This is a genomic window from Paenibacillus sp. NN59 (assembly GCF_057597225.1).
This window is the reverse complement of record NZ_CP199678.1, coordinates 5,651,699-5,676,141: the sequence shown is the minus strand read 5'-3', so window position 1 is coordinate 5,676,141 and position 24,443 is coordinate 5,651,699. Positions and strand designations below refer to the sequence as shown.

36 protein-coding genes and 1 rRNA gene are annotated in these 24,443 nt (G+C 45.3%); 35 read left to right on the top strand and 2 right to left on the bottom strand.

The window, feature by feature from the left end; all coding sequences use genetic code 11:
• The first annotated feature begins 3 nt into the window (after positions 1-3).
• From rpsC to ACT89M_RS24730, 31 genes are all read left to right on the top strand, one after another.
• Positions 4-669 carry a 30S ribosomal protein S3 gene (rpsC, locus tag ACT89M_RS24880; RefSeq protein WP_090924673.1) on the top strand — a complete coding sequence of 222 codons (666 nt, stop codon included), beginning with the start codon at positions 4-6 and terminating at the stop codon, positions 667-669.
• Between the two features lie 2 nt (positions 670-671).
• Entirely contained in the window at positions 672-1,106 is a 435-nt protein-coding gene (gene rplP / locus ACT89M_RS24875; protein ID WP_076292170.1) for a 50S ribosomal protein L16, read from the top strand.
• A complete protein-coding gene (gene rpmC / locus ACT89M_RS24870; RefSeq protein ID WP_017692083.1) occupies positions 1,096-1,293 on the top strand; it encodes a 50S ribosomal protein L29 in 198 nt (65 codons plus the stop codon). The genes rplP and rpmC overlap by 11 nt, the downstream gene beginning before the upstream one ends.
• 48 nt (positions 1,294-1,341) lie before the next feature.
• The gene (gene rpsQ / locus ACT89M_RS24865; protein ID WP_056697701.1) at positions 1,342-1,608 is read left to right on the top strand and encodes a 30S ribosomal protein S17; all 267 of its coding nucleotides are present in this window, start codon (positions 1,342-1,344) and stop codon (positions 1,606-1,608) included.
• 36 nt (positions 1,609-1,644) lie between these two features.
• On the top strand, positions 1,645-2,013 hold the full coding sequence (rplN, locus tag ACT89M_RS24860; RefSeq protein WP_024633579.1) for a 50S ribosomal protein L14: 369 nt from the start codon (positions 1,645-1,647) through the stop codon (positions 2,011-2,013).
• Positions 2,014-2,054: 41 nt separating this feature from the next.
• Positions 2,055-2,408, top strand: coding sequence for a 50S ribosomal protein L24 (gene rplX, locus ACT89M_RS24855; RefSeq protein WP_090924672.1), 354 nt, complete (start codon positions 2,055-2,057; stop codon positions 2,406-2,408).
• 32 nt (positions 2,409-2,440) lie between these two features.
• Complete coding sequence (gene rplE / locus ACT89M_RS24850) at positions 2,441-2,983, top strand: 50S ribosomal protein L5 (protein ID WP_090924671.1); 543 nt, start codon at positions 2,441-2,443, stop codon at positions 2,981-2,983.
• Between the two features lie 74 nt (positions 2,984-3,057).
• Positions 3,058-3,243, top strand: a complete 186-nt coding sequence (locus tag ACT89M_RS24845) for a type Z 30S ribosomal protein S14 (RefSeq protein WP_013312154.1) — start codon at positions 3,058-3,060, stop codon at positions 3,241-3,243.
• Positions 3,244-3,275: 32 nt separating this feature from the next.
• A complete protein-coding gene (gene rpsH, locus ACT89M_RS24840) occupies positions 3,276-3,674 on the top strand; it encodes a 30S ribosomal protein S8 (protein ID WP_090924670.1) in 399 nt (132 codons plus the stop codon).
• A gap of 30 nt (positions 3,675-3,704) precedes the next feature.
• Complete coding sequence (gene rplF, locus ACT89M_RS24835; RefSeq protein WP_090924669.1) at positions 3,705-4,247, top strand: 50S ribosomal protein L6; 543 nt, start codon at positions 3,705-3,707, stop codon at positions 4,245-4,247.
• A gap of 117 nt (positions 4,248-4,364) precedes the next feature.
• The gene (rplR, locus tag ACT89M_RS24830; RefSeq protein ID WP_017692090.1) at positions 4,365-4,733 is read left to right on the top strand and encodes a 50S ribosomal protein L18; all 369 of its coding nucleotides are present in this window, start codon (positions 4,365-4,367) and stop codon (positions 4,731-4,733) included.
• 27 nt (positions 4,734-4,760) lie between these two features.
• The gene (rpsE, locus tag ACT89M_RS24825; RefSeq protein WP_024633574.1) at positions 4,761-5,258 is read left to right on the top strand and encodes a 30S ribosomal protein S5; all 498 of its coding nucleotides are present in this window, start codon (positions 4,761-4,763) and stop codon (positions 5,256-5,258) included.
• 12 nt (positions 5,259-5,270) lie between these two features.
• Entirely contained in the window at positions 5,271-5,456 is a 186-nt protein-coding gene (gene rpmD, locus ACT89M_RS24820) for a 50S ribosomal protein L30 (RefSeq protein ID WP_090924668.1), read from the top strand.
• 45 nt (positions 5,457-5,501) lie between these two features.
• Positions 5,502-5,942: a 50S ribosomal protein L15 gene (gene rplO / locus ACT89M_RS24815; RefSeq protein WP_090924667.1), complete on the top strand. Its 441-nt coding sequence runs from the start codon at positions 5,502-5,504 to the stop codon at positions 5,940-5,942.
• On the top strand, positions 5,942-7,240 hold the full coding sequence (gene secY, locus ACT89M_RS24810) for a preprotein translocase subunit SecY (RefSeq protein ID WP_090924666.1): 1,299 nt from the start codon (positions 5,942-5,944) through the stop codon (positions 7,238-7,240). Before rplO ends, secY begins: the two co-directional genes overlap by 1 nt.
• 90 nt (positions 7,241-7,330) lie before the next feature.
• Positions 7,331-7,975 (top strand): adenylate kinase, encoded by a 645-nt coding sequence (locus ACT89M_RS24805; RefSeq protein WP_090924665.1) that lies wholly within the window; start codon positions 7,331-7,333, stop codon positions 7,973-7,975.
• Between the two features lie 3 nt (positions 7,976-7,978).
• Positions 7,979-8,731, top strand: a complete 753-nt coding sequence (gene map / locus ACT89M_RS24800; RefSeq protein ID WP_090924664.1) for a type I methionyl aminopeptidase — start codon at positions 7,979-7,981, stop codon at positions 8,729-8,731.
• 10 nt (positions 8,732-8,741) lie between these two features.
• A complete protein-coding gene (locus ACT89M_RS24795) occupies positions 8,742-9,050 on the top strand; it encodes a KOW domain-containing RNA-binding protein (RefSeq protein WP_090924663.1) in 309 nt (102 codons plus the stop codon).
• A gap of 3 nt (positions 9,051-9,053) precedes the next feature.
• Positions 9,054-9,269, top strand: coding sequence for a translation initiation factor IF-1 (infA, locus tag ACT89M_RS24790; protein ID WP_017692098.1), 216 nt, complete (start codon positions 9,054-9,056; stop codon positions 9,267-9,269).
• 152 nt (positions 9,270-9,421) lie between these two features.
• Positions 9,422-9,535, top strand: a complete 114-nt coding sequence (gene rpmJ / locus ACT89M_RS24785) for a 50S ribosomal protein L36 (protein ID WP_003333770.1) — start codon at positions 9,422-9,424, stop codon at positions 9,533-9,535.
• A 20-nt stretch (positions 9,536-9,555) separates the two neighbouring features.
• Positions 9,556-9,924 (top strand): 30S ribosomal protein S13, encoded by a 369-nt coding sequence (gene rpsM / locus ACT89M_RS24780; RefSeq protein WP_056697730.1) that lies wholly within the window; start codon positions 9,556-9,558, stop codon positions 9,922-9,924.
• Positions 9,925-9,943: 19 nt separating this feature from the next.
• Positions 9,944-10,339, top strand: a complete 396-nt coding sequence (gene rpsK, locus ACT89M_RS24775) for a 30S ribosomal protein S11 (RefSeq protein WP_068537278.1) — start codon at positions 9,944-9,946, stop codon at positions 10,337-10,339.
• A gap of 136 nt (positions 10,340-10,475) precedes the next feature.
• Complete coding sequence (locus ACT89M_RS24770) at positions 10,476-11,420, top strand: DNA-directed RNA polymerase subunit alpha (RefSeq protein WP_024633566.1); 945 nt, start codon at positions 10,476-10,478, stop codon at positions 11,418-11,420.
• A gap of 34 nt (positions 11,421-11,454) precedes the next feature.
• Positions 11,455-11,820 (top strand): 50S ribosomal protein L17, encoded by a 366-nt coding sequence (gene rplQ, locus ACT89M_RS24765; protein WP_017692102.1) that lies wholly within the window; start codon positions 11,455-11,457, stop codon positions 11,818-11,820.
• A 160-nt stretch (positions 11,821-11,980) separates the two neighbouring features.
• The gene (gene truA / locus ACT89M_RS24760; RefSeq protein ID WP_090924662.1) at positions 11,981-12,754 is read left to right on the top strand and encodes a tRNA pseudouridine(38-40) synthase TruA; all 774 of its coding nucleotides are present in this window, start codon (positions 11,981-11,983) and stop codon (positions 12,752-12,754) included.
• Between the two features lie 205 nt (positions 12,755-12,959).
• Positions 12,960-13,397, top strand: coding sequence for a 50S ribosomal protein L13 (gene rplM / locus ACT89M_RS24755; protein WP_024633564.1), 438 nt, complete (start codon positions 12,960-12,962; stop codon positions 13,395-13,397).
• A 19-nt stretch (positions 13,398-13,416) separates the two neighbouring features.
• A complete protein-coding gene (gene rpsI, locus ACT89M_RS24750; protein WP_090924661.1) occupies positions 13,417-13,809 on the top strand; it encodes a 30S ribosomal protein S9 in 393 nt (130 codons plus the stop codon).
• A 789-nt stretch (positions 13,810-14,598) separates the two neighbouring features.
• Positions 14,599-15,291, top strand: a complete 693-nt coding sequence (locus ACT89M_RS24745) for a phosphoadenylyl-sulfate reductase (RefSeq protein WP_090924660.1) — start codon at positions 14,599-14,601, stop codon at positions 15,289-15,291.
• 115 nt (positions 15,292-15,406) lie between these two features.
• The gene (gene sat, locus ACT89M_RS24740; RefSeq protein ID WP_308723521.1) at positions 15,407-16,576 is read left to right on the top strand and encodes a sulfate adenylyltransferase; all 1,170 of its coding nucleotides are present in this window, start codon (positions 15,407-15,409) and stop codon (positions 16,574-16,576) included.
• Between the two features lie 68 nt (positions 16,577-16,644).
• Positions 16,645-17,400 carry an N-acetylmuramoyl-L-alanine amidase CwlD gene (gene cwlD, locus ACT89M_RS24735; protein WP_090924658.1) on the top strand — a complete coding sequence of 252 codons (756 nt, stop codon included), beginning with the start codon at positions 16,645-16,647 and terminating at the stop codon, positions 17,398-17,400.
• A gap of 78 nt (positions 17,401-17,478) precedes the next feature.
• A complete protein-coding gene (locus ACT89M_RS24730) occupies positions 17,479-18,582 on the top strand; it encodes an Mrp/NBP35 family ATP-binding protein (RefSeq protein WP_154892111.1) in 1,104 nt (367 codons plus the stop codon).
• Between the two features lie 143 nt (positions 18,583-18,725).
• Here the strand turns inward: ACT89M_RS24730 and gerD are convergent, their stop codons facing one another.
• Positions 18,726-19,472, bottom strand: a complete 747-nt coding sequence (gene gerD / locus ACT89M_RS24725) for a spore germination lipoprotein GerD (protein WP_341181286.1) — start codon at positions 19,470-19,472, stop codon at positions 18,726-18,728.
• A gap of 125 nt (positions 19,473-19,597) precedes the next feature.
• Between gerD and ACT89M_RS24720 the strand changes: the two genes are divergently transcribed.
• Entirely contained in the window at positions 19,598-20,212 is a 615-nt protein-coding gene (locus ACT89M_RS24720; protein ID WP_090924655.1) for a KinB-signaling pathway activation protein, read from the top strand.
• A gap of 112 nt (positions 20,213-20,324) precedes the next feature.
• Here the strand turns inward: ACT89M_RS24720 and pdaB are convergent, their stop codons facing one another.
• Entirely contained in the window at positions 20,325-21,101 is a 777-nt protein-coding gene (gene pdaB, locus ACT89M_RS24715) for a polysaccharide deacetylase family sporulation protein PdaB (RefSeq protein ID WP_090924654.1), read from the bottom strand.
• 122 nt (positions 21,102-21,223) lie between these two features.
• Here pdaB and ACT89M_RS24710 point away from each other — a divergent pair, with 122 nt between their 5' ends.
• The 3 genes from ACT89M_RS24710 (at position 21,224) to ACT89M_RS24700 (ending at position 24,273) form a co-directional block, all read left to right on the top strand.
• Positions 21,224-21,841, top strand: coding sequence for a stage II sporulation protein M (locus ACT89M_RS24710; RefSeq protein WP_308723516.1), 618 nt, complete (start codon positions 21,224-21,226; stop codon positions 21,839-21,841).
• Between the two features lie 171 nt (positions 21,842-22,012).
• Positions 22,013-22,243 (top strand): hypothetical protein, encoded by a 231-nt coding sequence (locus ACT89M_RS24705; RefSeq protein WP_090924652.1) that lies wholly within the window; start codon positions 22,013-22,015, stop codon positions 22,241-22,243.
• A 474-nt stretch (positions 22,244-22,717) separates the two neighbouring features.
• A 16S ribosomal RNA gene (locus tag ACT89M_RS24700) occupies positions 22,718-24,273 on the top strand.
• Positions 24,274-24,443: the final 170 nt, after the last annotated feature.

Here is a 24,443-nt window from a genome sequence, read left to right as displayed (position 1 = left end):
CGTGTGGGCCAAAAGGTAAATCCAGTCGGACTTCGTGTCGGAGTTATCCGTGACTGGGAATCTAAGTGGTATGCAGGCAAAGACTTCGGCGATCTTTTGATGGAAGACGTGAAAATTCGTGAATTCCTGAAAAATAAATTGAAAGACTCCGCTATGTCTCGTGTTGAGATTGAGAGAGCGGCTAACCGTGTAAACGTAACGATTCACACAGCGAAACCAGGTATGGTAATCGGTAAAGGTGGATCTGAAGTTGAGAATCTTCGTAATCAAATTACGAAAATTGCTGGCGGTAAAAAAGTACACATCAACATCTCTGAAATTAAGAACCAAGACCTGGACGCGATCCTGGTAGCAGAAAGCATTGCACAACAATTGGAACGTCGTGTTTCTTTCCGTCGTGCTCTGAAACAAGCTATTCAAAGAACTATGCGCTCTGGTGCTAAAGGTATTAAAACTCAAGTAGGCGGACGTCTTGGCGGTGCTGAGATTGCACGTTCTGAAGGCTACAGCGAAGGAACTGTTCCACTGCACACACTGCGTGCTGACATTGACTATGGTACTGCAGAGGCTCATACTACTTACGGACGTATCGGCGTAAAAGTATGGATCTATCGTGGAGAGGTTCTTCCTACGGCTAAGAAACAAGCTGCTAAGGAAGGAGGCAACTAATCATGTTGGTACCAAAACGTGTAAAACACCGTAAGCAACAACGTGGACATATGAAAGGCCAAGCAAAAGGCGGAACTACGCTGAACTTTGGCGAATATGGTCTGCAAGCTACGGAACCGGCTTGGATTACGAACCGTCAAATCGAAGCGGCTCGTATTGCGATGACTCGTTACATCAAACGTGGTGGTAAAGTCTGGATTAAAATTTTCCCTGACAAACCAATCACTCAAAAGCCTCTCGAGGTTCGGATGGGTAGCGGTAAAGGTAACGTAGAAAAATGGGTTGCAGTAGTGAAACCAGGTAAGATCATGTTTGAACTTGCTGGTGTACCGGAGGATATTGCACGCGAAGCGATGCGTCTTGCCGCTCACAAACTGCCAATCAAGACGAAGTTCGTGAAACGTGAAGAATTGGGTGGTGAAGCAAATGAAAGCTAGTGAATTTCGCAACCTAACCTCTGCTGAAATCGAGCAAAAGATTGCCGGATTTAAAGAAGAACTCTTTAACCTCCGCTTTCAACTTGCTACCGGTCAGCTGGATAACCCGACTCGTATCCGTGATGTGCGTAAAGAAATAGCTCGTGCTAAAACGATCATCCGTGAAAGAGAATTGGGAATCGGTTAATTAGAGGTCGGATATACATTCCGTCCGTAATCAGGAAGGAGGCCAACAATGAGCGAAGAACGTAATGCACGTAAAGTTCAAACTGGTAAAGTTGTCAGTGATAAAATGGACAAAACGATTGTTGTTGCTGTAGAAACCTACAAAAACCACAAATTGTATCATAAACGCATTAAAGTTACTAAAAAGTTCAAAGCGCATGACGAAGAAAACACTGCGAAAATCGGTGACACGGTGAAAATCATGGAGACTCGTCCGCTTTCGAAAGATAAACGCTGGAGACTTACTGAAGTCGTTGAAAAAGCGGTTATCATCTAATTGCATGATCAGCATAGCTGGAAGGAGGAATACTAAATGATTCAACCATTTACACGTTTGACTGTAGCCGACAACTCCGGTGCGAAGGAACTGATGTGTATCCGCGTACTCGGCGGTACGGGACGTCGTACAGCTCAAATCGGTGATCTGATCGTTTGTTCTGTAAAACAAGCAACACCAGGCGGCGTTGTCAAAAAAGGTGATGTAGTTAGAGCGGTTGTCGTTCGTACGAAGCGTTCTGTACGTCGTAAAGACGGTTCCTACATCGGTTTTGATGAAAATGCAGCTGTTGTTGTAAAAGACGACAGAAGCCCACGTGGAACACGTATTTTCGGACCTGTTGCTCGTGAACTTCGCGAGAAAGATTTCATGAAAATCGTTTCCTTGGCCCCAGAGGTTATCTAATAGATTAAGCTCGTGATGTTTAGAAACAGGAGGTGTACGAAATGCCAAGAGTGAAAAAAGTTCTGGAATCCCATAACAACAAACTTCACGTTAAAAAGGAAGATACGGTTATGGTGATCAGCGGTAAAGACAAAGGTAAAAAAGGCCGTGTCATCGCTGCTTATCCTCGTGAAAACCGCGTCCTTGTGGAAGGTGTTAACATGGTGAAAAAACACCAGAAGCCTAACCAGCAAAACCCGCAAGGCGGCATTATCGAGAAGGAAGCTCCGATTCACGTTTCCAACGTGATGCACATCGATCCAAAGAGCGGAAAAGTAACCCGTATCGGTTACAAAGTTTTGGATAACGGTAAAAAAGTGCGCGTTGCAAAACGTTCCGGAGAAATTATCGACTAATTGAACCGAATGAGAAAGGAGGGCTATGATTCATGGCATCAAGAATGAAAGAACGTTACCTGCAAGAAATTGCTCCTGCTTTGATGCAGAAGTTTAACTATACAACGGTAATGCAAGTGCCGAAAATCGAGAAAATCGTTATCAACATGGGTGTGGGCGACGCTGTCCAAAACTCCAAAGTGTTGGATTCCGCAGTAAACGATTTGCAACTGATCGCAGGTCAAAAACCTGTAATCACTCGTGCGAAAAAATCAATCGCAGGATTCAAACTGCGTGAGAACATGCCTATCGGTGTGAAAGTAACATTGCGCGGCGAGCGTATGTACTACTTCCTCGATAAATTGTTCAACGTAACACTTCCACGTGTACGTGACTTCCGCGGTGTATCGAGCAAAGCGTTCGATGGTCGTGGTAACTACACTCTGGGTCTGAAAGAGCAATTGATCTTCCCAGAGATCGAGTATGATAAAGTAGACAAAGTCCGCGGTATGGATATTGTCATCGTAACAACGGCGAAAACAGACGAAGAGTCCCGTGAATTGCTTACGCAAATGGGAATGCCTTTCGTTAAATAATGTTGGCATAAACGTTCCGGGTGTCTGGAAGGACTCCCTTTTCTCCGAAATTATTTAGGAGGTGTCAGGCTAAAGTGGCAAAAACTTCGATGAAAGTTAAACAACAACGTACACCAAAGTTTAAAGTACGTGCTTATACACGCTGCGAGCGTTGTGGTCGTCCACATTCGGTACTGCAAAAGTTCAAAATTTGCAGAATTTGCTTCCGTGAATTAGCTTATAAAGGCCAGATCCCTGGCGTGAAAAAAGCAAGCTGGTAAAAAGTCCTGAACGGGAAGGAGGTTAACTCACAATGACTATGTCTGATCCAATTGCAGATATGCTTACTCGTATTCGTAACGCGAACACAGTTCGTCACGAAACGGTAGAAATGCCTGCTTCGACAATGAAAAAACAAATCGCCGATATCCTGAAGCGTGAAGGTTTCATCCGTGACGCTGAATATATCGAAGATAACAAACAAGGGATTATCCGTGTTTTCTTGAAATACGGTCAAAATAACGAGCGCGTTATCACTGGTCTGAAAAGAATCAGTAAACCAGGTCTTCGTGTTTACACGAAAAGCAATGAAGTACCTCGCGTACTTGGCGGCCTTGGAATCGCGATTATCTCGACATCCAAAGGTGTTATGACGGACAAAGAAGCTCGTCAATCGAAATCCGGCGGAGAAGTCGTCTGCTACGTTTGGTAATATAACGTCACAAGATAGGAGGTGCAACATATGTCTCGTATTGGTCGCAAACCAATTACAGTACCAAGTGGTGTAGACATCACTTTGGACAATACCGTTATCACGGTAAAAGGACCTAAAGGAACTTTGACTCGTGAACTTCACAAAGACATGAAGGTTACAGTTGAAAACAACGAAATTACAGTTGTGCGTCCTTCCGATAACAAAACTCACCGTTCTTTACACGGCACAACACGTAGCGTTGTCAGCAACATGGTGAGTGGCGTAACTGAAGGATTCGCTAAATCTCTGGAGTTGGTTGGGGTCGGATATCGTGCAAGCAAATCCGGAGATAAAATCGTTCTGAACGTTGGTTACTCTCACCCGGTTGAAATTACACCGGAAGCGGGAATCGAATTCGAAGTACCTTCGAATACGAAAATCATTGTTCGCGGTATCGATAAAGAGCGCGTAGGTGCTTACGCTGCTAAAATTCGTTCCGTTCGTGAACCTGAGCCGTACAAAGGTAAAGGTATTAAATATGAAGGCGAGCGTATCATCCGTAAGGAAGGTAAAGCCGGTAAGAAGAAATAAGATTTCTCTTACCGCCTTTTCGCGGCTTTCGGCTTGCTTGCTTCGTGTGTTTCTAATATACCCCGTGGCTTCTGCTTTGAAGCCAGCGAGGTAACCTGAAAGGAGTGAATCCCTGAGATGATTACGAAACCAGATAAAAACAAGGCTCGTCTGAAAAGACACCTTCGTGTTCGTAAGAAAATCCAAGGAACGGCTGCACGTCCTCGTTTGAACGTTTTCCGTTCTGGTAAACATATGTACGCTCAAATCATCGATGATGTAGCTGGTGTAACAATCGCTTCCGCGTCTACTGTAGACAAAGAATTGAGCACTGACATCAAAAATGGTGCATCTGTTGAATCTGCTCGTAAAGTTGGCGAACTCGTTGCTAAACGTGCAAAAGATAAAGGTGTTTCCAATATCGTATTTGACCGTAGCGGATATCTGTATCATGGTCGTATCGCAGCATTGGCTGAAGCGGCTCGTGAAGCAGGACTTGAGTTTTAAGATATTTTTCAAAAGGAGGTTAACGACTTGCGTGTAGATCCGAATACTTTGGAACTGTCTGAAAGAGTAGTAAACATTAATCGCGTAGCTAAAGTAGTAAAAGGCGGACGCCGTTTCAGCTTTAGCGCACTGGTTGTAGTCGGCGACGGCAACGGCTGGGTTGGAGCGGGTATCGGTAAAGCGGGCGAAGTACCTGATGCAATTCGCAAAGGTATTGAAGATGCTAAGAAAAACCTTGTACACGTTCCACTCGTAGGAACTTCGATTCCTCACTTGGTAACAGGTAAGTTCGGCGCAGGACGCGTTCTGTTGAAACCAGCATCTGAAGGTACTGGTGTTATCGCTGGTGGTCCTGTACGTGCGGTTCTCGAACTTGCTGGTGTAGGTGACATTTTGACAAAATCTCTGGGTTCTTCGAATTCCATGAACATGGTCAATGCGACTTTGGAAGGTTTGTCCCGTTTGAAGCGTGCTGAAGACGTGGCTAAACTGCGCGGAAAATCCGTCGAAGAGCTTCTGGGTTAGGAGGGAATTCTCATGGCTAAATTAGAAATTACCCTCGTCCGTAGCTTGATCGGACGTCCGGAGACGCAAAGAACAACTGTGAAAACATTGGGATTGCGCAAAATCAACAGCAAAGTGATCCAAAACGATAATCCTGCCATCCGTGGTATGATTAACAAAGTAAGTCACTTGGTAGCTGTAAAAGAAGTAGAAGCTTAATATACGGGTATACACCCACAAATCTTTAAGGAGGTGCAACGAACGATGAAGTTACATGAGCTTTCACCATCTCCTGGATCGCGTAAAGAACGCAAACGTGTTGGTCGCGGTCCAAGTAGTGGTACAGGTAAAACATCAGGTCGCGGTCATAAAGGACAAAACGCTCGTTCGGGCGGTGGTGTTCGTCCAGGCTTCGAAGGTGGACAAAATCCATTGTATCGTCGCTTGCCAAAACGCGGTTTCGTAAACCCAACTCGCAAAGAATATGCAGTTGTTAATATCGAAGACCTGAATAGTTTGCCTGCGGGTACTGAAGTAACTCCAGAATTCTTGATGACGAACGGCGTTGTTAAAAACGCTAAATCCGGAATCAAAGTCCTGGGTAACGGTGAAGTCACTGTGAAGCTGACTGTTAAAGCTAACAAGTTTTCTCAATCTGCGGTGGAGAAAATTGAAGCTGCCGGCGGTACAACCGAGGTGATTTAATGTTCAAGACCCTAAAGAATATCTGGCGGGTTGAGGATCTGCGCAAAAGGGTATTATTTACCCTTTTTGTACTGATCATTTACCGCATCGGCTCCTTTGTCCCCGTTCCGGGCGTTAACAAAGATGTGTTCGAAGCGACAAATTCTGCGGGTAAAGAAGTTTTTGGACTTCTCAATACGTTCTCGGGTGGAGCACTGTTCCAGTTCTCTATATTTGCTCTCGGGATCGTTCCTTACATCACTGCGTCTATCATAGTACAGTTGCTTTCCATGGACGTTATTCCTAAATTAGCGGAGTGGGCAAAGCAAGGTGAACAAGGTAAGAAGAAATCTGCACAACTGACTCGTTATTTAACGATCGGGCTGGCATTGATTCAAGCGTTTGGTACGTCGATCGGATTCAACCGCTTGTACAATACAGACATGATTCCTAACGCTACGTTTGCAGATTATATCTTGATCGCAATTGTACTTACGGCCGGTACTTCATTCCTGATGTGGCTTGGTGAGCAGATCACCGAGAAAGGCATCGGAAACGGAATCTCGATTTTGATCTTTGCGGGTATCCTGTCAACAGTGCCTAACATTATCAAACAAACAATCGAGTCCGACTTCATCCAACCTGATCAATTGTTCATGAACATTCTTAAAGGTGTGATCATCGCGATTGTCATCGTGCTGATTATCATCGGGGTCATTTACATTCAACAGGCGATTCGGAAAATTCCTGTACAGTACGCAAAACGTGTCGTAGGAAACAAAATGTACGGTGGACAGAATACACATATCCCGCTGAAGATTAATGCAGCTGGTGTTATCCCTGTCATCTTCGCATCATCGCTGTTGATGTTCCCAACGATTATCGCCAACTTCTGGGCTAATCATGGTTGGGCACAGTGGATCGGTCAGAACTTGACTACACACAAACCACTTGGTATGGTGCTGTATGTCGTGATGATCTTCGGATTCACATTCTTCTATACGTTCGTACAGATGAATCCACAGCAGATGGCTGATAATATGAAAAAGAACGGCGGTTACATTCCGGGTATTCGCCCAGGTAAAGCAACCGAGAAATATCTGACCCGTGTCATGACTCGTTTGACAATGGCCGGAGCCATCTTCTTGGCAGTCATTTCCGTTCTGCCTGTATTCTTAGGGGCACTTTCTGGTTTGCCTCAATCAGCGCAAATTGGAGGAACTTCCCTCCTGATCGTTATCGGTGTTGCGCTGGATACGATGAAGCAAATCGAAAGCCAATTGATCAAACGCCACTACAAAGGTTTTATCAATAAATAGGCAATAGGTTCCGGTTGAGTAAAGATTTACTTGCCGGCACCTATTGTGCTGTTTGTTGATGTAGGGTAGTCTTGGAGGGAGTGACATAACGTGAACATCCTATTCATGGGCCCTCCGGGGGCAGGAAAAGGTACGCAAGCAGACGTCATTGTGAAAGAGTTCGGTATTCCCCATATTTCAACAGGCGATGCATTTCGTCTTGCGATTAAACAGGGAACTCCCATTGGCCTGAAAGCCAAGGAATATATGGATCAAGGATTACTTGTACCAGATGATGTTACCATTGGCATCGTTGAAGAACGATTGCAACAGTCGGACTGCAGAGAAGGTTTCCTCTTGGATGGTTTTCCAAGAACCCTGTCTCAGGCAGAAGCGCTGGATGGCATCCTGGAACGACTGAACTCAGGTCTTGATCATGTGATCAACCTGAAAGTGGATCGCAACAAATTGCTGGCTCGTTTGACGGGTCGTCGTATTTGTAAAAACTGTGGTTCGACTTATCATGTCGTATTTAATCCACCAAAGCAGGATGGTATCTGTGATAAATGCGGCGGCGAGTTGTACCAACGCTCTGATGATAACGAAGAGAGCGTAGGCACTCGTTTGGACGAATATATCAACAAAACAGCACCACTCCTCACGTTCTACGAAACTAAAGGCCTTCTTCGTCAAATCGACGGAGAACAGGATATCGATCAAGTTTCTCAAGAAATCGTGTCCTTGTTGAGAGGTTAATTGATGATCATTGGTAAGTCCGAAACGGAACTGGGTTTGATGAGGGAAGCTGGGAGAATTGTTGCGGAAACGCATCGTCTCTTGGAAGAACACATTGTTCCCGGTATTACGACTGGTGAACTTGACCATATGGCTGATCAATTTATTCGCAGTCAAGGAGCTGTGCCGTCTTTCAAAGGTTATAACGGTTTCCCTGCCAGTGTGTGCGCTTCAGTGAATGAAGAGTTGGTACATGGATTTCCCGGCAAACGCAAGTTGAACGAGGGCGATATCGTTACGTTTGACATTGGCGCGCAGTACCAGGGGTATCATGGAGATTCTGCCTGGACCTATCCAGTTGGCCGTATTTCCGAAGAAGCTCGTCGTCTTCTGGACGTTACCGAGGCTTCATTATACGCAGGACTAGCGCTGGTAAAACCAGACGTTCGCTTGTTTACAATATCTCATGCAATTCAGAAATATATCGAAGATGAAGGGTTTTCCGTCGTTCGTGAATATGTCGGTCACGGCATTGGAGCGAATCTGCACGAGGAACCATCGATTCCGAACTATGGTCTTCCTGATCGTGGACCAAGGTTAAAGGCTGGTATGGTGCTAGCTATTGAGCCAATGGTTAACGCAGGCAGACGGTATGTGAAAACGTTGGAAGATAACTGGACTGTCGTTACAGCTGATGGATCGTTATGTGCCCACTTTGAACACACCGTAGCAGTTACACCTGAGGGTATGGAAATTTTCACAAAACTGAATGCGTAGGTGATTAGGCATGAACAATCCGTCGAATCCGCAGCTCGGTCAAATTGTGAAGATCCGTAAAGGCCGCAATGCGGACCAAGCCGCAGTAATTGTTGCTATAGAGGACAATAGGTTCGTATATATCGCGGATGGAGACAAACGAAAGTTTGATCAACCCAAGAAGAAGAATGTTCTTCATCTTGAACTTCAACCGATGATTAGCAGTGAGGTTGTAAACAGTTTAAACGAGAGTGGTCGGGTGACAAACGGAAAGCTCCGCTATGCGGTTCATTCGTTTCTGGAATCCACCAACATTCAAGCTGAAGAGAAAGGAGACTGACTAATGGCCAAGGAAGATGTCATTGAAGTGGAAGGCACGGTTCTTGAACCGCTGCCGAATGCAACGTTCAAGGTTGAGCTTGAGAATGGTCATCAAATTCTCGCTCACGTTTCCGGGAAATTACGGATGCACTTCATCCGTATCCTGACTGGAGACAAAGTAGTTGTTCAGTTATCGCCTTATGATCTAACAAAAGGTCGTATAACTTACCGTAAATAGTAGTAGACAGTTGCAATGAACTGTGAAGCTTATGAAGCGGGTTTTGCCCGGCAAAACTTGCGAAAGCTTCGAAGCCGGTTTTACAATAGTAGAACAAGGTCAATGCTTACGAAGAGGGTTTTGCTAAGCAGAACTTTGAGGAGGTAATTCACATGAAGGTAAGACCTTCGGTCAAGCCGATTTGCGAAAAATGCAAAGTCATTCGCCGCAAAGGGAATGTAATGGTTATCTGTGAAAATCCAAAACACAAACAAAAACAAGGTTAATGAAGGGGGTGTAGCGTAAAATGGCACGTATAGCTGGTGTGGATTTGCCACGTGATAAGCGCGTTGAGATCGCCTTGACTTATATTTTCGGAATCGGTAAAACGACTTCCCAGAAAATTCTGAGCTCTACAGGCATCAATCAGAACACTCGTGTTCGTGATTTGACGGAAGATGAAGTCAGCAAATTGCGTGAAAGTATCGACAAAGAGGTCAAAGTTGAAGGTGACCTGCGTCGTGAAATCTCTTTGAATATTAAACGTTTGACGGAGATCGGTTGTTACCGTGGAGTTCGTCATCGTCGTGGTCTGCCTGTTCGTGGACAACGTACGAAAACGAATGCTCGTACTCGTAAAGGTCCTCGTCGTACTGTAGCGAACAAGAAGAAATAATAAGGGGGGATAAGAGAAAATGGCTAAACCGAAAAAAGTCGTACGTACTAAACGTCGTGACCGTAAAAATATTGAATCTGGCGTGGCACATATCCGTTCCACTTTCAATAACACTATCGTTACTATTACGGATCCTCACGGAAACGCGATTTCGTGGGCAAGCTCCGGCGGCCTCGGATTCAGAGGTTCCCGTAAATCGACTCCGTTTGCTGCACAAATGGCTGCTGAGACTGCTGCCAAAGCTGCAATGGAACATGGGATGAAATCCGTTGAGGTTATGGTTAAAGGACCAGGCGCAGGCCGTGAAGCAGCGATCCGCTCTTTGCAAGCTGCTGGTCTTGAAGTTAACCTGATCAAAGACGTAACTCCAGTCCCGCATAACGGATGCCGTCCTCCAAAACGTCGTCGTGTCTAATGAGATTTGCCCCTGCGTGTGGTATACTTCCGGCACAATCTGCTAATAATGGTTGTTTAGGCATACTACTACATGTTTTCGCAAGAGAAGGTAAATGTTTCATAGAGGACCGACGTTTTGAAGGAGGGGTATTGCAGTGATAGAAATCGAAAAGCCGAAAATTGAGACGGTAGACGTCAACGATGATGGCACCTATGGGAAATTCGTAGTAGAACCGCTGGAGCGCGGATACGGTACGACGCTTGGAAACTCGCTTCGCCGAATCCTGCTCTCATCACTGCCGGGTGCGGCAGTGTCTTCGGTTCAAATCGATGGCGTTCTGCATGAATTTGCTACAGTTCCTGGCGTAATGGAAGATGTTACAGAGATTATCCTTAACCTGAAAGCTTTGTCGCTCAAAATTCATTCTGACGAGGAGAAAGTGCTCGAGATTGATGCTGAAGGCGAAGGAGCAATCACGGCTGGAGACATTCGTGCTGATTCCGATGTAGAAATCCTTAACCCGGATCTTCACATTGCTACGCTTGGACCAGGTTCGAGACTTCACATGCGTATTTTTGCCAATCGCGGTCGCGGCTACGTCCAGGCAGATCGGAATAAACGCGATGACCAGCCGATCGGCGTCATCCCTGTCGATTCCATCTTCACCCCGATCAGCCGCGTAAACTACGCTGTGGAAAATACGCGTGTAGGCCAAGTAACCAACTATGACAAGCTCACGTTGGAAGTTTGGACTGACGGAAGTATTCGTCCTGAAGAGGCTGTAAGCCTTGGCGCTAAAATTTTGACCGAGCATCTCATGCTCTTCGTGGGTCTTACAGACGAAGCGAAGGATGCAGAGATCATGGTTGAAAAAGAAGAAGACAAAAAAGAAAAAGTACTCGAAATGACGATCGAAGAGCTGGATCTCTCTGTTCGTTCCTACAACTGCCTCAAACGTGCTGGTATTAATACCGTACAAGAGCTGACTACGAAAACGGAAGAAGACATGATGAAAGTCCGTAACCTCGGACGCAAGTCTTTGGAAGAAGTTCAAGAGAAGCTTGAGGAACTGGGTTTGGGACTACGTACAGAAGAATAGACAGCTGAGTGCTTGAAGTGAAGGAGGGAAAACAATGGCATACCAAAAGTTGGGCCGTAATTCCAGCGCACGTAAAGCTTTGTTCCGTGACCTGGTAACCGACCTGTTCTTATACGAGCGCATTCAGACAACTGAAGCGAAAGCAAAAGAGGTTCGCTCTATTGCTGAAAAACTGATCACTAAAGCGAAAAAGGGAGATCTTCATGCCCGTCGCCAAGTGGCAGCATATGTTCGCCGCGAAACTATCGATGGTGAGCAAGATGCAATCCAAAAACTGTTTAGCGAATTGTCCGGTCGTTACGCTGAGCGTCCAGGCGGATACACACGTATCCTGAAACTGGGACCTCGTCGTGGTGACGCAGCGCCTATGGTTTACTTGGAACTGGTAGACCGCGCGTAATACAGATGTGAGATGAGGAAAGGGGACAGAGTCCAAGATTCTGAGTCAACCCTTTTTTTCTCTTCATTTCGGAATTCGTGCTGTAAATGAAGCTCCGTAAGGGGCTTCTTTTGCTGTTCGGGATAGGGTTATGTATAGTATGGAACAAAGGTGTGGTAATATGCGCAACTTATGTATGACGGTAACTTATGATGGAACGGCCTACTACGGCTTTCAAGTACAGCCAGGAGGTAATACCATTCAGGACCACCTTGAGGATGCTATTCGTGCGTTGACTGGTGAGACGGTGAAAATCACGGGGTCAGGCCGAACGGATGCAGGCGTTCATGCCCGCAGACAAATCTTCAATTTTCCTACAGCGTCCCAGATTCCGGTGGAACGTTGGTGTATTGCACTCAACTCCAGATTGCCATCTGACATTGTTGTTATTGATGCAATGGAGGTACCGCTAGATTTTCATTCTCGTTATGCAGCGAAAAAGAAAACCTATCGATATACGGTCAATGCAAACCAATTTCCGGATGTCTTTAACAGAAGACTGCAGCATCATCATCATGCCAAGCTGGACATCACTGCGATGGAAGAGGGCCTGCGTCATTTCATAGGCACATATGACTTTACTTCCTTTGCTTCACGCAAGTCTCAGAAAGAGAATCATGTGCGTTCGGTATACGAAGCATGGATAGAAGTGGACCGTTCAATGTGCAGGGACCATCCTCGCGATCAGGGTGTCATTCACATTTATGTGAGTGGTAACGGCTTTTTGCAACATATGGTGCGTATCATTGTAGGGACACTGCTGGAGGTCGGAGAGGGTAAACGGAAAGCCTCTGATGTGCCGGATATGATTGCTGCATGCAACCGTTCTGCTGCGGGACCAACTGCAGTTAGTTGTGGTTTGATGCTCTGGGATCTTGAATACAAAAAAGATTAAATTTGGTGAGTAAAAAGCTCAAATAATACTTGCGAATTAGTCTCCTATCATGTAATATAAAAGTTGTGTTTTCTTAATGGCTTTCCCACAGCCCCAATTAAGATGTTCACATCGCAACAACTATCCATCAACACCTAAAGTTATCACTTAACGAACGAAGATAAATGAAAAATGATGATTTTGAACATTTAAGGAGGAACTTTTCATGCGTACTACGTACATGGCGAAGCCTAACGAAGTTGAGCGCCAATGGCACATCATTGATGCTGAAGGCAAAACCCTCGGACGTTTGGCGAGCGAAGCAGCTGCTTTGATCCGCGGCAAACATAAGCCACAATTCACTCCACATGTGGACACTGGCGATTTCGTTGTTATCATCAATGCAGAGAAAATTGTATTGACTGGTAAAAAAATGCAAGGTAAAAAATACTACCGTCACTCGATGCACCCAGGTGGTTTGAAAGTAACTACTGCAGAAGAGATGGTTAAAAACAAACCTGAACGTATGTTGGAATTGGCTGTTCGCGGTATGCTTCCTAAAACTCGCATGGGCGAGAAAATGAAGCTGAGACTTAAAGCGTACAGAGGCACTGAGCATCCACACGCAGCACAAAAACCAGAAGTTTACGAACTTCGCGGTTAATTAAAAGGAGGACAGTTTCATGGCACAAGTACAATACTATGGGACAGGTCGTCGTAAACATTCGGTAGCACGTGTTCGCCTTGTACCGGGTGAAGGACGCATTGTCATCAATAAACGTGATATTAATGAATACTTTGGTTTGGAAACACTCAAACTGATCGTAAAACAACCACTGACTTTGACAGAAACGCTCACTAACTATGACGTTTTGGTTATCGCTCACGGTGGCGGAATCTCCGGTCAAGCCGGTGCGATCCGTCACGGTATCTCCCGCGCTCTGCTCAAAGCAGATCCAGAATACCGTGCATCCCTGAAAAAAGCAGGATTCCTGACTCGTGACCCACGTATGAAAGAACGTAAAAAATACGGTCTTAAAGCGGCTCGTCGCGCACCTCAGTTCTCCAAACGTTAAGATTTTTCAAAGTCCTTGGCTTCGGCCAGGGACTTTTTTGTGTTTTATCTACTAATAGGCTATGCCTAATTTGAATATTCTAACGTTAACGTAATAGCAACATGATTCCCATTGAGAGAAAAACGAGGTTACAAGAGATTAGCTGTAACTTTAGTTTTGTATATCCTTGAATTTTGATCTAATTCATATCTAAATTAACCTTCTTAATCCAAATGAATTCAAATTGATTAATCAATGTCCATCCGCCATTCCCCTCTATGACTTGATCCACGTTATAACTCTAACTATCGTTAGCACAAATCTTAACCGTATATAGCAATACTACTACACCCAATCAATATCATTTTTTCTCATGTCTCAGATATCAGTCTTTTTTATGAATACGATAAAGGGTTCTTACTTTTGTTATTTGACGGAGTTGCAGTCTCGGCTTTCACTATTCCTCAAATGAGGATGCCTCTTCTGACAGGATACGCTCTCTAATGATGAAAAATAATTCGTCCTTCATCCCAAAAATCCAACAATAGCAACGTTTTTTTCTCTTTAGGATCTTGAGCACTTGAAAGTTATGTTTATAAGATTTTTGTATAGTTTTACCTTCATTTCATCTAGAAGCCTAATAGCACTAAAAGTTGAGCGTTGTTATACTGATTTTTTCTGAGTAGAACTGATGTAATTTACCAGATGGCAGGCATTGACATCGCGAGTGAAAGATTTATACTATACATAATTCATATTAGATTAGTCGGCTTTTGTGGTTTTGAGATCATGAATGGGGGAAATTGAACAATGAACTTGTTAGAAAAGGAAGAACTGGCTCGTACAAAAGCAGAGGAACTGGAGCACGCAAGCCCGGAAGATATTATTCGCTATGCGGTTGAAACATTTCCTAATATCACATTTGCATGCAGCTTCGGTGCAGAGGATGTTGTACTTGTAGATATGTTGCAAAAAATTAGCCCATCTACTGATGTTTTTTATCTGGATACAGATTTTCATTTTCAGGAAACATATGATACGCGTGATCGGATGCAAGAAAAGTACAACCTTGAGTTTGTAAAAGTATCGCCAAAAATCACACCAGAAGAACAAGCTGCTCAGCATGGGGAAGAATTATGGAAATCCGATCCTAATGCTTGTTGTAACATTCGTAAGGTGGAACCTCTGACACGTATTCTTTCGCAGTATGATGCATGGATTACGGGGATTCGCAGAGATCAGGCACCAACGCGTGCAAACTCCAAGAAGGTTGAATATGATACTAAGTTTGGACTCATGAAATTTAACCCGATTGCACATTGGACGAGTGAGGATGTGTGGGAATACATTCGTGCTAATAACGTGACATATAACCCGCTGCATGATCAAAATTACCCGAGCATCGGGTGCGAGCATTGCACACGCCAGGTAATGCCTGGGGAAGATCCTCGCGCGGGGCGCTGGTCTGGTAATGATAAAACGGAGTGCGGATTGCACAAATAAGCTGATTAATAGAGTTATGGCATGATAGCGCAAATGTCTTTTTCAGTTAAACCATTTTAGAATGATAATGCAGTTTTCATCAAAATATCGGATGTTTTAATAAGGAGCTGACAAGATGACTTCGATTCTGCCTCATGGAGGTGCGCTGGTGCAGCGTATCGTACAAGGAGAAGAACGTGAGCAATTATTGCAGGATAGCAAAAACCTGAACTCATTGCAGATTAACACCTGGACGATCTCAGATTTGGATTTGATTGGTGTAGGTGCGTTTTCACCGCTTCAAGGCTTTATGAATGAGGAAGATTATCTGTCTGTCGTATCCCGAATGCGTTTAGCGGATGGCACAGTATGGAGCATACCGATTACACTGGCTGTAAATGATCAACAGGCTGATTCACTTCGTAAAGGTGAAACTGTAGCTCTTGTTGGTGAAGCGGATGGAGTAACGTACGGTCTGCTCGAGGTTCAAAGCATCTATAAGGTGGATCAGGCAGAGGAAGCACGTCGTGTTTTCAAAACCGATGATCCTGAACACCCTGGTGTGAAAAAACTGCTGGAGCGTCCTGCAACATATGTAGGAGGTCCAATTCAAGTGTTGAACCGTCCGAAACCGGCCAAGTTTGAAGAATTCTATTATGACCCGGCTCAGACACGTAAGATTTTTCAGGATAAAGGATGGAGAACCGTTGTTGGTTTTCAGACGCGTAACCCTGTCCACCGGGCACATGAGTATATCCAGAAGAGTGCAATGGAAATCGTTGATGCACTTTTTTTGAATCCACTTGTAGGTGAGACGAAGTCTGATGATGTTCCAGCGAATGTGCGCATGAAGAGTTATCTGGTACTGCTGGAGAACTATTATCCGGCGGATCGTGCGTTTCTGGGTGTATTCCCGGCTGCAATGCGGTATGCGGGACCTCGTGAAGCCATTTTTCATGCCATGGTACGTAAAAATTATGGCTGCACTCATTTTATCGTAGGGCGTGATCATGCGGGTGTAGGTGATTATTACGGAACCTATGAAGCACAAGAGATCTTCTCTAATTTTACGGCTGAGGAATTGGGCATTACACCACTGTTCTTTGAGCACAGTTTCTTCTGTACCAAATGCGGAAATATGGCTTCCAGCAAAACCTGCCCTCATGACAAGAAACATCATATGACTTTGTCGGGAACCAAGGTACGTGGATTGTTGCGTAATGGTGAATGTCCACCGCCAGAATTTACACGTCCTGAGGTTGCTGAGGTGTTGATTGAGGGCATGTCAGAGCAAGTCCATTCCTAAGGGTATATTTGTCCATCTTGTCCCATATAGATGATTAGAGTCATTTATAGGGACGAGGTGGTTTTTTTATGCGCAAAAACATGGGGAAACATCTGGTAGTCTGGGTCCGGTTAAAAACAGTGAAGAGGGTTATGCTGAGCCTATGTTTGTTGGCTATGTTTGTAGCGGTTGTTTCGTATGAGATGCCCTCGGCCAAAACGTCAGGATATTGGAGTTTGCCTCTGGCTGGCAAGGTGATCGCTATTGATGCAGGTCATGGCGGACCAGATGGGGGAGCCGTGAGCAGGCAGGGAGTTATTGAGAAGGATATCAATCTGTCCATTGCGCTGTATGTTAGAGACTATCTGCAACAGGCAGGAGCTCTTGTTGTGATGACTCGTGAGATCGATAAGGATTTGGCCGACGAGGGAACGAGAGGGTACTCCAGACGTAAGACAGAGGATCTCAAACAGAGAGTAAGACAGATTGAAGATAAGCAAGCTGATTTATTTATCAGCATTCACATGAACAGTGTGCCATCTAATCGGTGGAGCGGTGCACAAGTCTTTTACACGCCTAATCATCCTGATAACGAAGGTCTTGCAAATCTGCTACAAGCCGAAATGATTCGGAATCTGGAAAATACAGATCGTATAGCGAAAACGGTGAGTACCGTTTATCTGCTTCAGGCTCTGAAAATCCCGTCAGCACTCGTTGAGGTCGGCTTCTTGTCTCATCCGGAAGAGGCCCGTCTGCTCGCTGAAGAAACGTACCAACGCAAAGTAGCCGCATCTATTTATAACGGTATTCTCCGGTATGCTTCAGGTGAACGTCCGAAAAGTTAGTCATAAGAAGAGAGGTAGTGCTATAATTGGAACAGCATACCTAACACATGCCAATAGATAAAACCGAGGTGCTGTCTGATGTTATCAAAAGAACAGATACTTGAACTTTTACAGCCATTACAGGAACCGCAGCTAGGACAAAGCTTAGTGGAACTGGGATGGATTCGTGACATTATGGTGAAAGAACACCATGTGGCCTTAAGCATGGTGACACTGGAGAATCGGCCAGAAGATGCAACCGCTTTAACGGATGCTGCACGTAACCTGCTTTCCCAGCATGGAGTGAAGGATGTGCATATCCGCACACGGGTAGCGTCAGAGCATGACCGTCAGAGCCTTAACCTGGGACAAGTGCAGCAAGAGCAAGATCAGGATGAAGTGCTTGTAAAAGGTCATGCGGCTGGTCTCGATGGACATGAGCTGTTAAGCCCTGAGTCGGGAGTTCGTTTTATTGCCATAGCTAGTGGTAAAGGGGGCGTGGGGAAATCAACGGTCACCGTTAACCTGGCTGTAGCCCTGGCTCGTCAAGGGAAGAAAGTCGGTCTCATTGATGCTGATATTTATGGTTTCAGTGTGCCGGATATGATGGGGATTGAAGAATACCCTGTCGTTGAGGACGGTGTGATTCAACCGGTCGAACGTTTTGGCGTCAAAGTGATGTCTATGGGTTTCTTCATTCGGGAAAATAACCCTGTGATCTGGCGTGGCCCAATGCTTGGCCGGATGCTACGTCAGTTCTTCACCGATGTTCAGTGGGGCGAACTGGATTACATGTTGCTGGATCTGCCACCGGGCACCGGAGATGTTGCGCTTGATGTGCATCAGATGTTGCCACAGAGCAAAGAGATCATTGTAACGACTCCACATGCGACCGCAGCCTTTGTAGCGGCGCGTGCCGGAGCGATGGCCATTCAAACAGAACATGAACTGTTAGGTGTGGTTGAGAACATGGCGTACTACGAATGTGGTAAATGTGGGGAGAAAGAGTATGTCTTTGGTCGTGGAGGGGGCGGACGTCTTGCCGAAAGCTTGCATACGGTACTGCTTGCCCAGATTCCATTAGGTGCTCCAGATAACCATCCTTCTGAGCCGGATTTCTCACCGTCTGTGTACAAGGCAGAGACAACAATAGGAGCTATATATGACGAGGTTGCCAAGTCAATCGAGTCTAAGTTTGAATGAGTTTCTTATGTGATTAAAATTTAATGTGCTTATAAATAAAGCCTGCGTCCTTTGGATGCAGGCTTTTCACATGATCTCTACTTTGGAAATTTGAAGCTTATCAACGTTTCTCTTCTTGCAGAACCTGGATCATCTTTGCAGTTCTATGAACTTCCACCGCCACCACCGGAGTCTCCACCTCCAGAATCACCACTGCCACCATCTCCCTGACCACCGGATTCCTGCCCCTTTTGCCCGCCACCGCTTTCCGTTTTAGGCTGGAGCTCTTCTTGTACCACTTTTTTCAGCAAAGTAAGAACTTCCATACGAAACAAAGGATTTTGCATCACTTCCTGCATAACGGTCATCGTTTGTTTTCGGTATTCCGGGGTTTTGGTCATATCCATGAACATCTTGGATACTTCAGGAGATTTCATGATATCCCCAATCGACTTCTGATACGTCGGATCTTTGATCAGTTGCATATGCAGTTGTTTGCTTTGTCCGTTGATCGCTTTGGCGAATTCACCGGCAAATTGCGGATCGGTCATGATTTTCTCGAATTCCTTCTGGTATTCAGGAGCGGTTATGGTATCTTTTACGGCAATACGTATTTGTTCCGAAGATTGCATTGGCATTAACATTTTCATTCCTACCGTTCCCGATCCACCACCAGAGCTCCCGACTTCTTCTGACCCACCGCCTCCACCGCCGCCAGAGGAGCTTTGACCCGTTAGAGCCTCTTCAACAGCCTTCTTGCCTTCATCACTTTTCAAAATATCTACGACCATCGTTTTCATCTCTTTATAACTGCCCTGAGGAGGCGAAGAACTCTGATCTGAACCGCAGCCGGCGAGCATGACGGATAGCCCCAATACAACGTAGCATAGCTGCCATATAGGCCGTTTCATGTGTACAATCCCTCCTTGATTAGATACTGGATGTAGTATGTGATGGGAAAGGGGGAAATATGTTGAGCAATGATGGTTTTTTGCTGTGAAGGTTGGTAAAATAAACACTCGGGGGTGGAAAACATTTGAATTTGCGTAGATGGTTTTTCCTATTTTGGACAGCCTTGCTTATTGGCGCCGCGGGAGCATTAGGTACAGGATTGATTATGATGTTGGTAAACGGAGAAAAAATGAATGGTATTGCTGATTTTATGCTGTATCTTCTGATTCTGTTTGGCTCCGGAGTGATGATTAGCGTATATTCACAAATGGGTTTCTTTGCATATCTCATCTTGAATTATATGGGCAAGGGTGTATTCCCAAGACGCGGATGGCAGATTGTGCAGGTTGTGCTGACTGTGCTAGCTTTGCTGGACATCATGTTCTTGCGTTTATTTGTCGGAGGAGGACGAGAGCGTATCTCGGACATTGTGCTGGGACTGATCATTTTGGCGGCTGCAATTGTTACCGCTTACGTGAAAGTGAAACAGACACATATCTCTGCGTTAGTACCAACGCTCTTTTTCATGATCGCCGTGACTGCAGTGGAAACGATTGGTGTACTGCGTATTGACGTTAATGCAGCTACCATCTTTATTGTGATCCCTTTGCTGTTATGTAATGCATATCAGATGCTGATCCTGCACAAGCTGGTCGATAGCTCAAAAGAAGCGGCTGTGAATCCTGCTCCGAGTCGTTGAATGAATGTTGGGTATAAAGAGTTGAAGGGCCATACACATGAATAAGGTTTTCATAACGATGAAAAATACAAAAAGAGCTAACTGTGTTAGCTCTTTTTCAACTGTTTGCGTATTATTGGCCGCTGGCTTGATCGCGTACTTCCTTACCCTCTACACTTGAATGGTTAAGGAGTTCAGATACGGTGACGAATTCATAGCCCTGATTTTTTAATTTATCGATGATGGCCGGAAGTGCTTCATGAGTTTGTTTCGATGAGTCGCTGGCATGCAACAGGACAATGTCACCGGGATGTGCTTTGCTGACGACACGATCAACGATTGTCTGTACTCCGGGGTTTTTCCAATCCAGAGAATCTGTATCCCATTGTACAACTTGATAGTTTAGACTATTCGCAACCTGAAGCACGCGTTTATCAAAATCTCCGTTAGGCAATCGTAGCAAATTGGGTTCTTTTCCCGTTAAATCGGTTAAAATGCTGTGAGCTGTCGAAATCTCCTTGCGGATCTGCTCTTCGGTCAGGCTAGTATAGTTCTCGTGCCGATGTCCATGACTACCGATCTCATAGCCTGCATCTTTGATGGCAGTCACAATCTCGGGATGGGTTTTGCTCCAGGGTGAGGAGAGAAAGAAGGTGGCCTTCTGCACTTTATTCTCCTGAAGAACTTTAAGAATCGGTTCAGTTCGTTTATCACCCCAGCTAATGTCAAAGGTAAGTGCAATGACCTTCTTGTCAGTCGGTACACTGTAGACGGCGGAAGGTGCTTCTTCCGAGAACACTGACACGTTGCCACTTTCCAGATAAATAATACCAATCGCAAAAATGGCAGCAACGAGCACAATCAGATTACGTTTGATCTTTTTGCCGCTGAATACATAGAACGAGTTCATTTCGCTAAGCGCCCCTCTCCCAATAAAGAAATGCTTGTTTACTTCTCAATGTATGCTCGTACCGTCCAGTTATTCGTTTTACATCTTTGTTTGTCCATCATTTCGGTTTACAGGAGGTTGTTATGTTAAAATTCAGTACATTTATAAGAGATATGGGTAAGATTAGAGGAGCTTTAATCTGGTCATTTTTATTGTTCGCTGTGGGTATAGGAGCAGGGTGGGTGAGTACTGGCCCCCTAGAAGAGTTACTGTTAGGGCAGATTGAAGGGCTTCGCCAAATCAGTCAGCAGTTGGAGCAAGGAGGAAATGTGCAGTGGAATTTCTTCTTACTTATCTTTTTCAATAATGCCATTAAAAGTGTATTGGTTATCTATGCAGGTATTTTCTTCGGAATCTTGCCAATTATCTTTCTGCTAATCAACGGGATGGTGCTTGGCTTTGTTGTTCACACCACGATGAATTATGGGGCAAGCTTTTTTGATATTGTCGTGAAGGGGCTTCTTCCACATGGCATTATCGAAATCCCGGTTATTATTATTGCCTGTGCGTTTGGATTGAGGTTCGGCGGTTTGGTCGTGCGGAGTCTGGCGCAAATGGGAGGCGACAAACGGGCAATGATCGGATCTCGGTGGAAAGAGTTTATGAATATGACGTTAACGGCAAGTTTTTGGGTAGTCATCTTGCTTCTCGTTGCAGCGGTTATTGAGAGCACGCTCACATATGCACTTGTGAGAGATTAAAATTATTTGTGCAAATTTTGTGATACCCAGCATTCATAAATTCCCAGTAATTTGACCATAACAATAAAACGGGTTTCAGCAGTGCAGACAAAAAAGAGATATGTTCAACAAAAGAAGATGCTGAAAGACGAGTGTGACTATAGAGGCTATGCACAAAAAGGAGAACTCTTAATGCTGGGTATGCTATTTAACGAGAAAGAATGCAAGGAACTGGACTATGTATTACGCAAAGAGTTGGATGAAATGCTGTTCGATCTAAGTGACCATCGTCTTGACCAAGAGATTAAATATGCTATAGCGAGTCGGTATAAAACAGTATTCCGTATGTATGCAAGGTTCGCCCCGCCTAAAGAGTTATCCAAGTATGCAAGAGGCGGTAAGCTAAAAAACTCCAAGCTATAAAATAAAGCTGAACATATAATTTTAAACGTTATGATGAGAGGCGTAGCTCTCTAGATAGAGAATGCGCCTCTCATTGTATTCGCCATTTGCTAAAGGGAATGATCAACTTATTTGTCGAAATAGGGTTGACCTTTTCGAAACTATATGGTAAATTAATTTTCGTTCCATTTTTAAGGAGCCGTTTGATTGGACAAGCATTTTTATAAGACAGTAGCTAAAACGGTTGAAAAAAATGCTTGCAAAGAAAACGTGGATGTGTTACATTATAAAAGTCGCCGCTGAAACGACGACAACATGAAAAACAACGCATCAAATTATGTTTGATCTTTGAAAACTGAACAACGAGTGAGTATCGATCTTGCTTGCAAGATCAAAATGAGATTTTTAATCTCGTCAGATTCAAAATGAGCTTATCGCTCTTTTCAATACCCTGATGAGTTTCAGAACGTTTAACGACGCTGAAGAAATTCATCTTTATTGGAGAGTTTGATCCTGGCTCAGGACGAACGCTGGCGGCATGCCTAATACATGCAAGTCGAGCGGACTTGAAGAGAAGCTTGCTTCTCTGATGGTTAGCGGCGGACGGGTGAGTAACACGTAGGCAACCTGCCCTCAAGCTTGGGACAACTACCGGAAACGGTAGCTAATACCGAATACTTGTTTTCTTCGCCTGAAGAGAACTGGAAAGACGGAGCAATCTGTCACTTGGGGATGGGCCTGCGGCGCATTAGCTAGTTGGTGAGGTAACGGCTCACCAAGGCGACGATGCGTAGCCGACCTGAGAGGGTGATCGGCCACACTGGGACTGAGACACGGCCCAGACTCCTACGGGAGGCAGCAGTAGGGAATCTTCCGCAATGGGCGAAAGCCTGACGGAGCAATGCCGCGTGAGTGATGAAGGTTTTCGGATCGTAAAGCTCTGTTGCCAGGGAAGAACGCTTGGGAGAGTAACTGCTCTCAAGGTGACGGTACCTGAGAAGAAAGCCCCGGCTAACTACGTGCCAGCAGCCGCGGTAATACGTAGGGGGCAAGCGTTGTCCGGAATTATTGGGCGTAAAGCGCGCGCAGGCGGTCATGTAAGTCTGGTGTTTAATCCCGGGGCTCAACCCCGGATCGCACTGGAAACTGTGTGACTTGAGTGCAGAAGAGGAGAGTGGAATTCCACGTGTAGCGGTGAAATGCGTAGAGATGTGGAGGAACACCAGTGGCGAAGGCGACTCTCTGGGCTGTAACTGACGCTGAGGCGCGAAAGCGTGGGGAGCAAACAGGATTAGATACCCTGGTAGTCCACGCCGTAAACGATGAGTGCTAGGTGTTAGGGGTTTCGATACCCTTGGTGCCGAAGTTAACACATTAAGCACTCCGCCTGGGGAGTACGGTCGCAAGACTGAAACTCAAAGGAATTGACGGGGACCCGCACAAGCAGTGGAGTATGTGGTTTAATTCGAAGCAACGCGAAGAACCTTACCAGGTCTTGACATCCAACTAACGAGGCAGAGATGCGTTAGGTGCCCTTCGGGGAAAGTTGAGACAGGTGGTGCATGGTTGTCGTCAGCTCGTGTCGTGAGATGTTGGGTTAAGTCCCGCAACGAGCGCAACCCTTATATTTAGTTGCCAGCACTTCGGGTGGGCACTCTAGATAGACTGCCGGTGACAAACCGGAGGAAGGTGGGGATGACGTCAAATCATCATGCCCCTTATGACCTGGGCTACACACGTACTACAATGGCCGGTACAACGGGCTGCGAAATCGCGAGATGGAGCCAATCCCAACAAAGCCGGTCTCAGTTCGGATTGCAGGCTGCAACTCGCCTGCATGAAGTCGGAATTGCTAGTAATCGCGGATCAGCATGCCGCGGTGAATACGTTCCCGGGTCTTGTACACACCGCCCGTCACACCACGAGAGTTTATAACACCCGAAGTCGGTGGGGTAACCGCAAGGAGCCAGCCGCCGAAGGTGGGATAGATGATTGGGGTGAAGTCGTAACAAGGTAGCCGTATCGGAAGGTGCGGCTGGATCACCTCCTTTCTATGGAGAATCGTCTTCTGCAATGAAGACATTCAAAACTAAAATCTAGCCAGGTCGGCTAGTTACTCACTCGTTGCTCAGTTTTGAGAGCTCAAACTCTCAAACAGCTTGCTAGTTATGGAGCTTGTTCTTTGAAAACTAGATATCGAAACGAAACAAACGCGAATTAG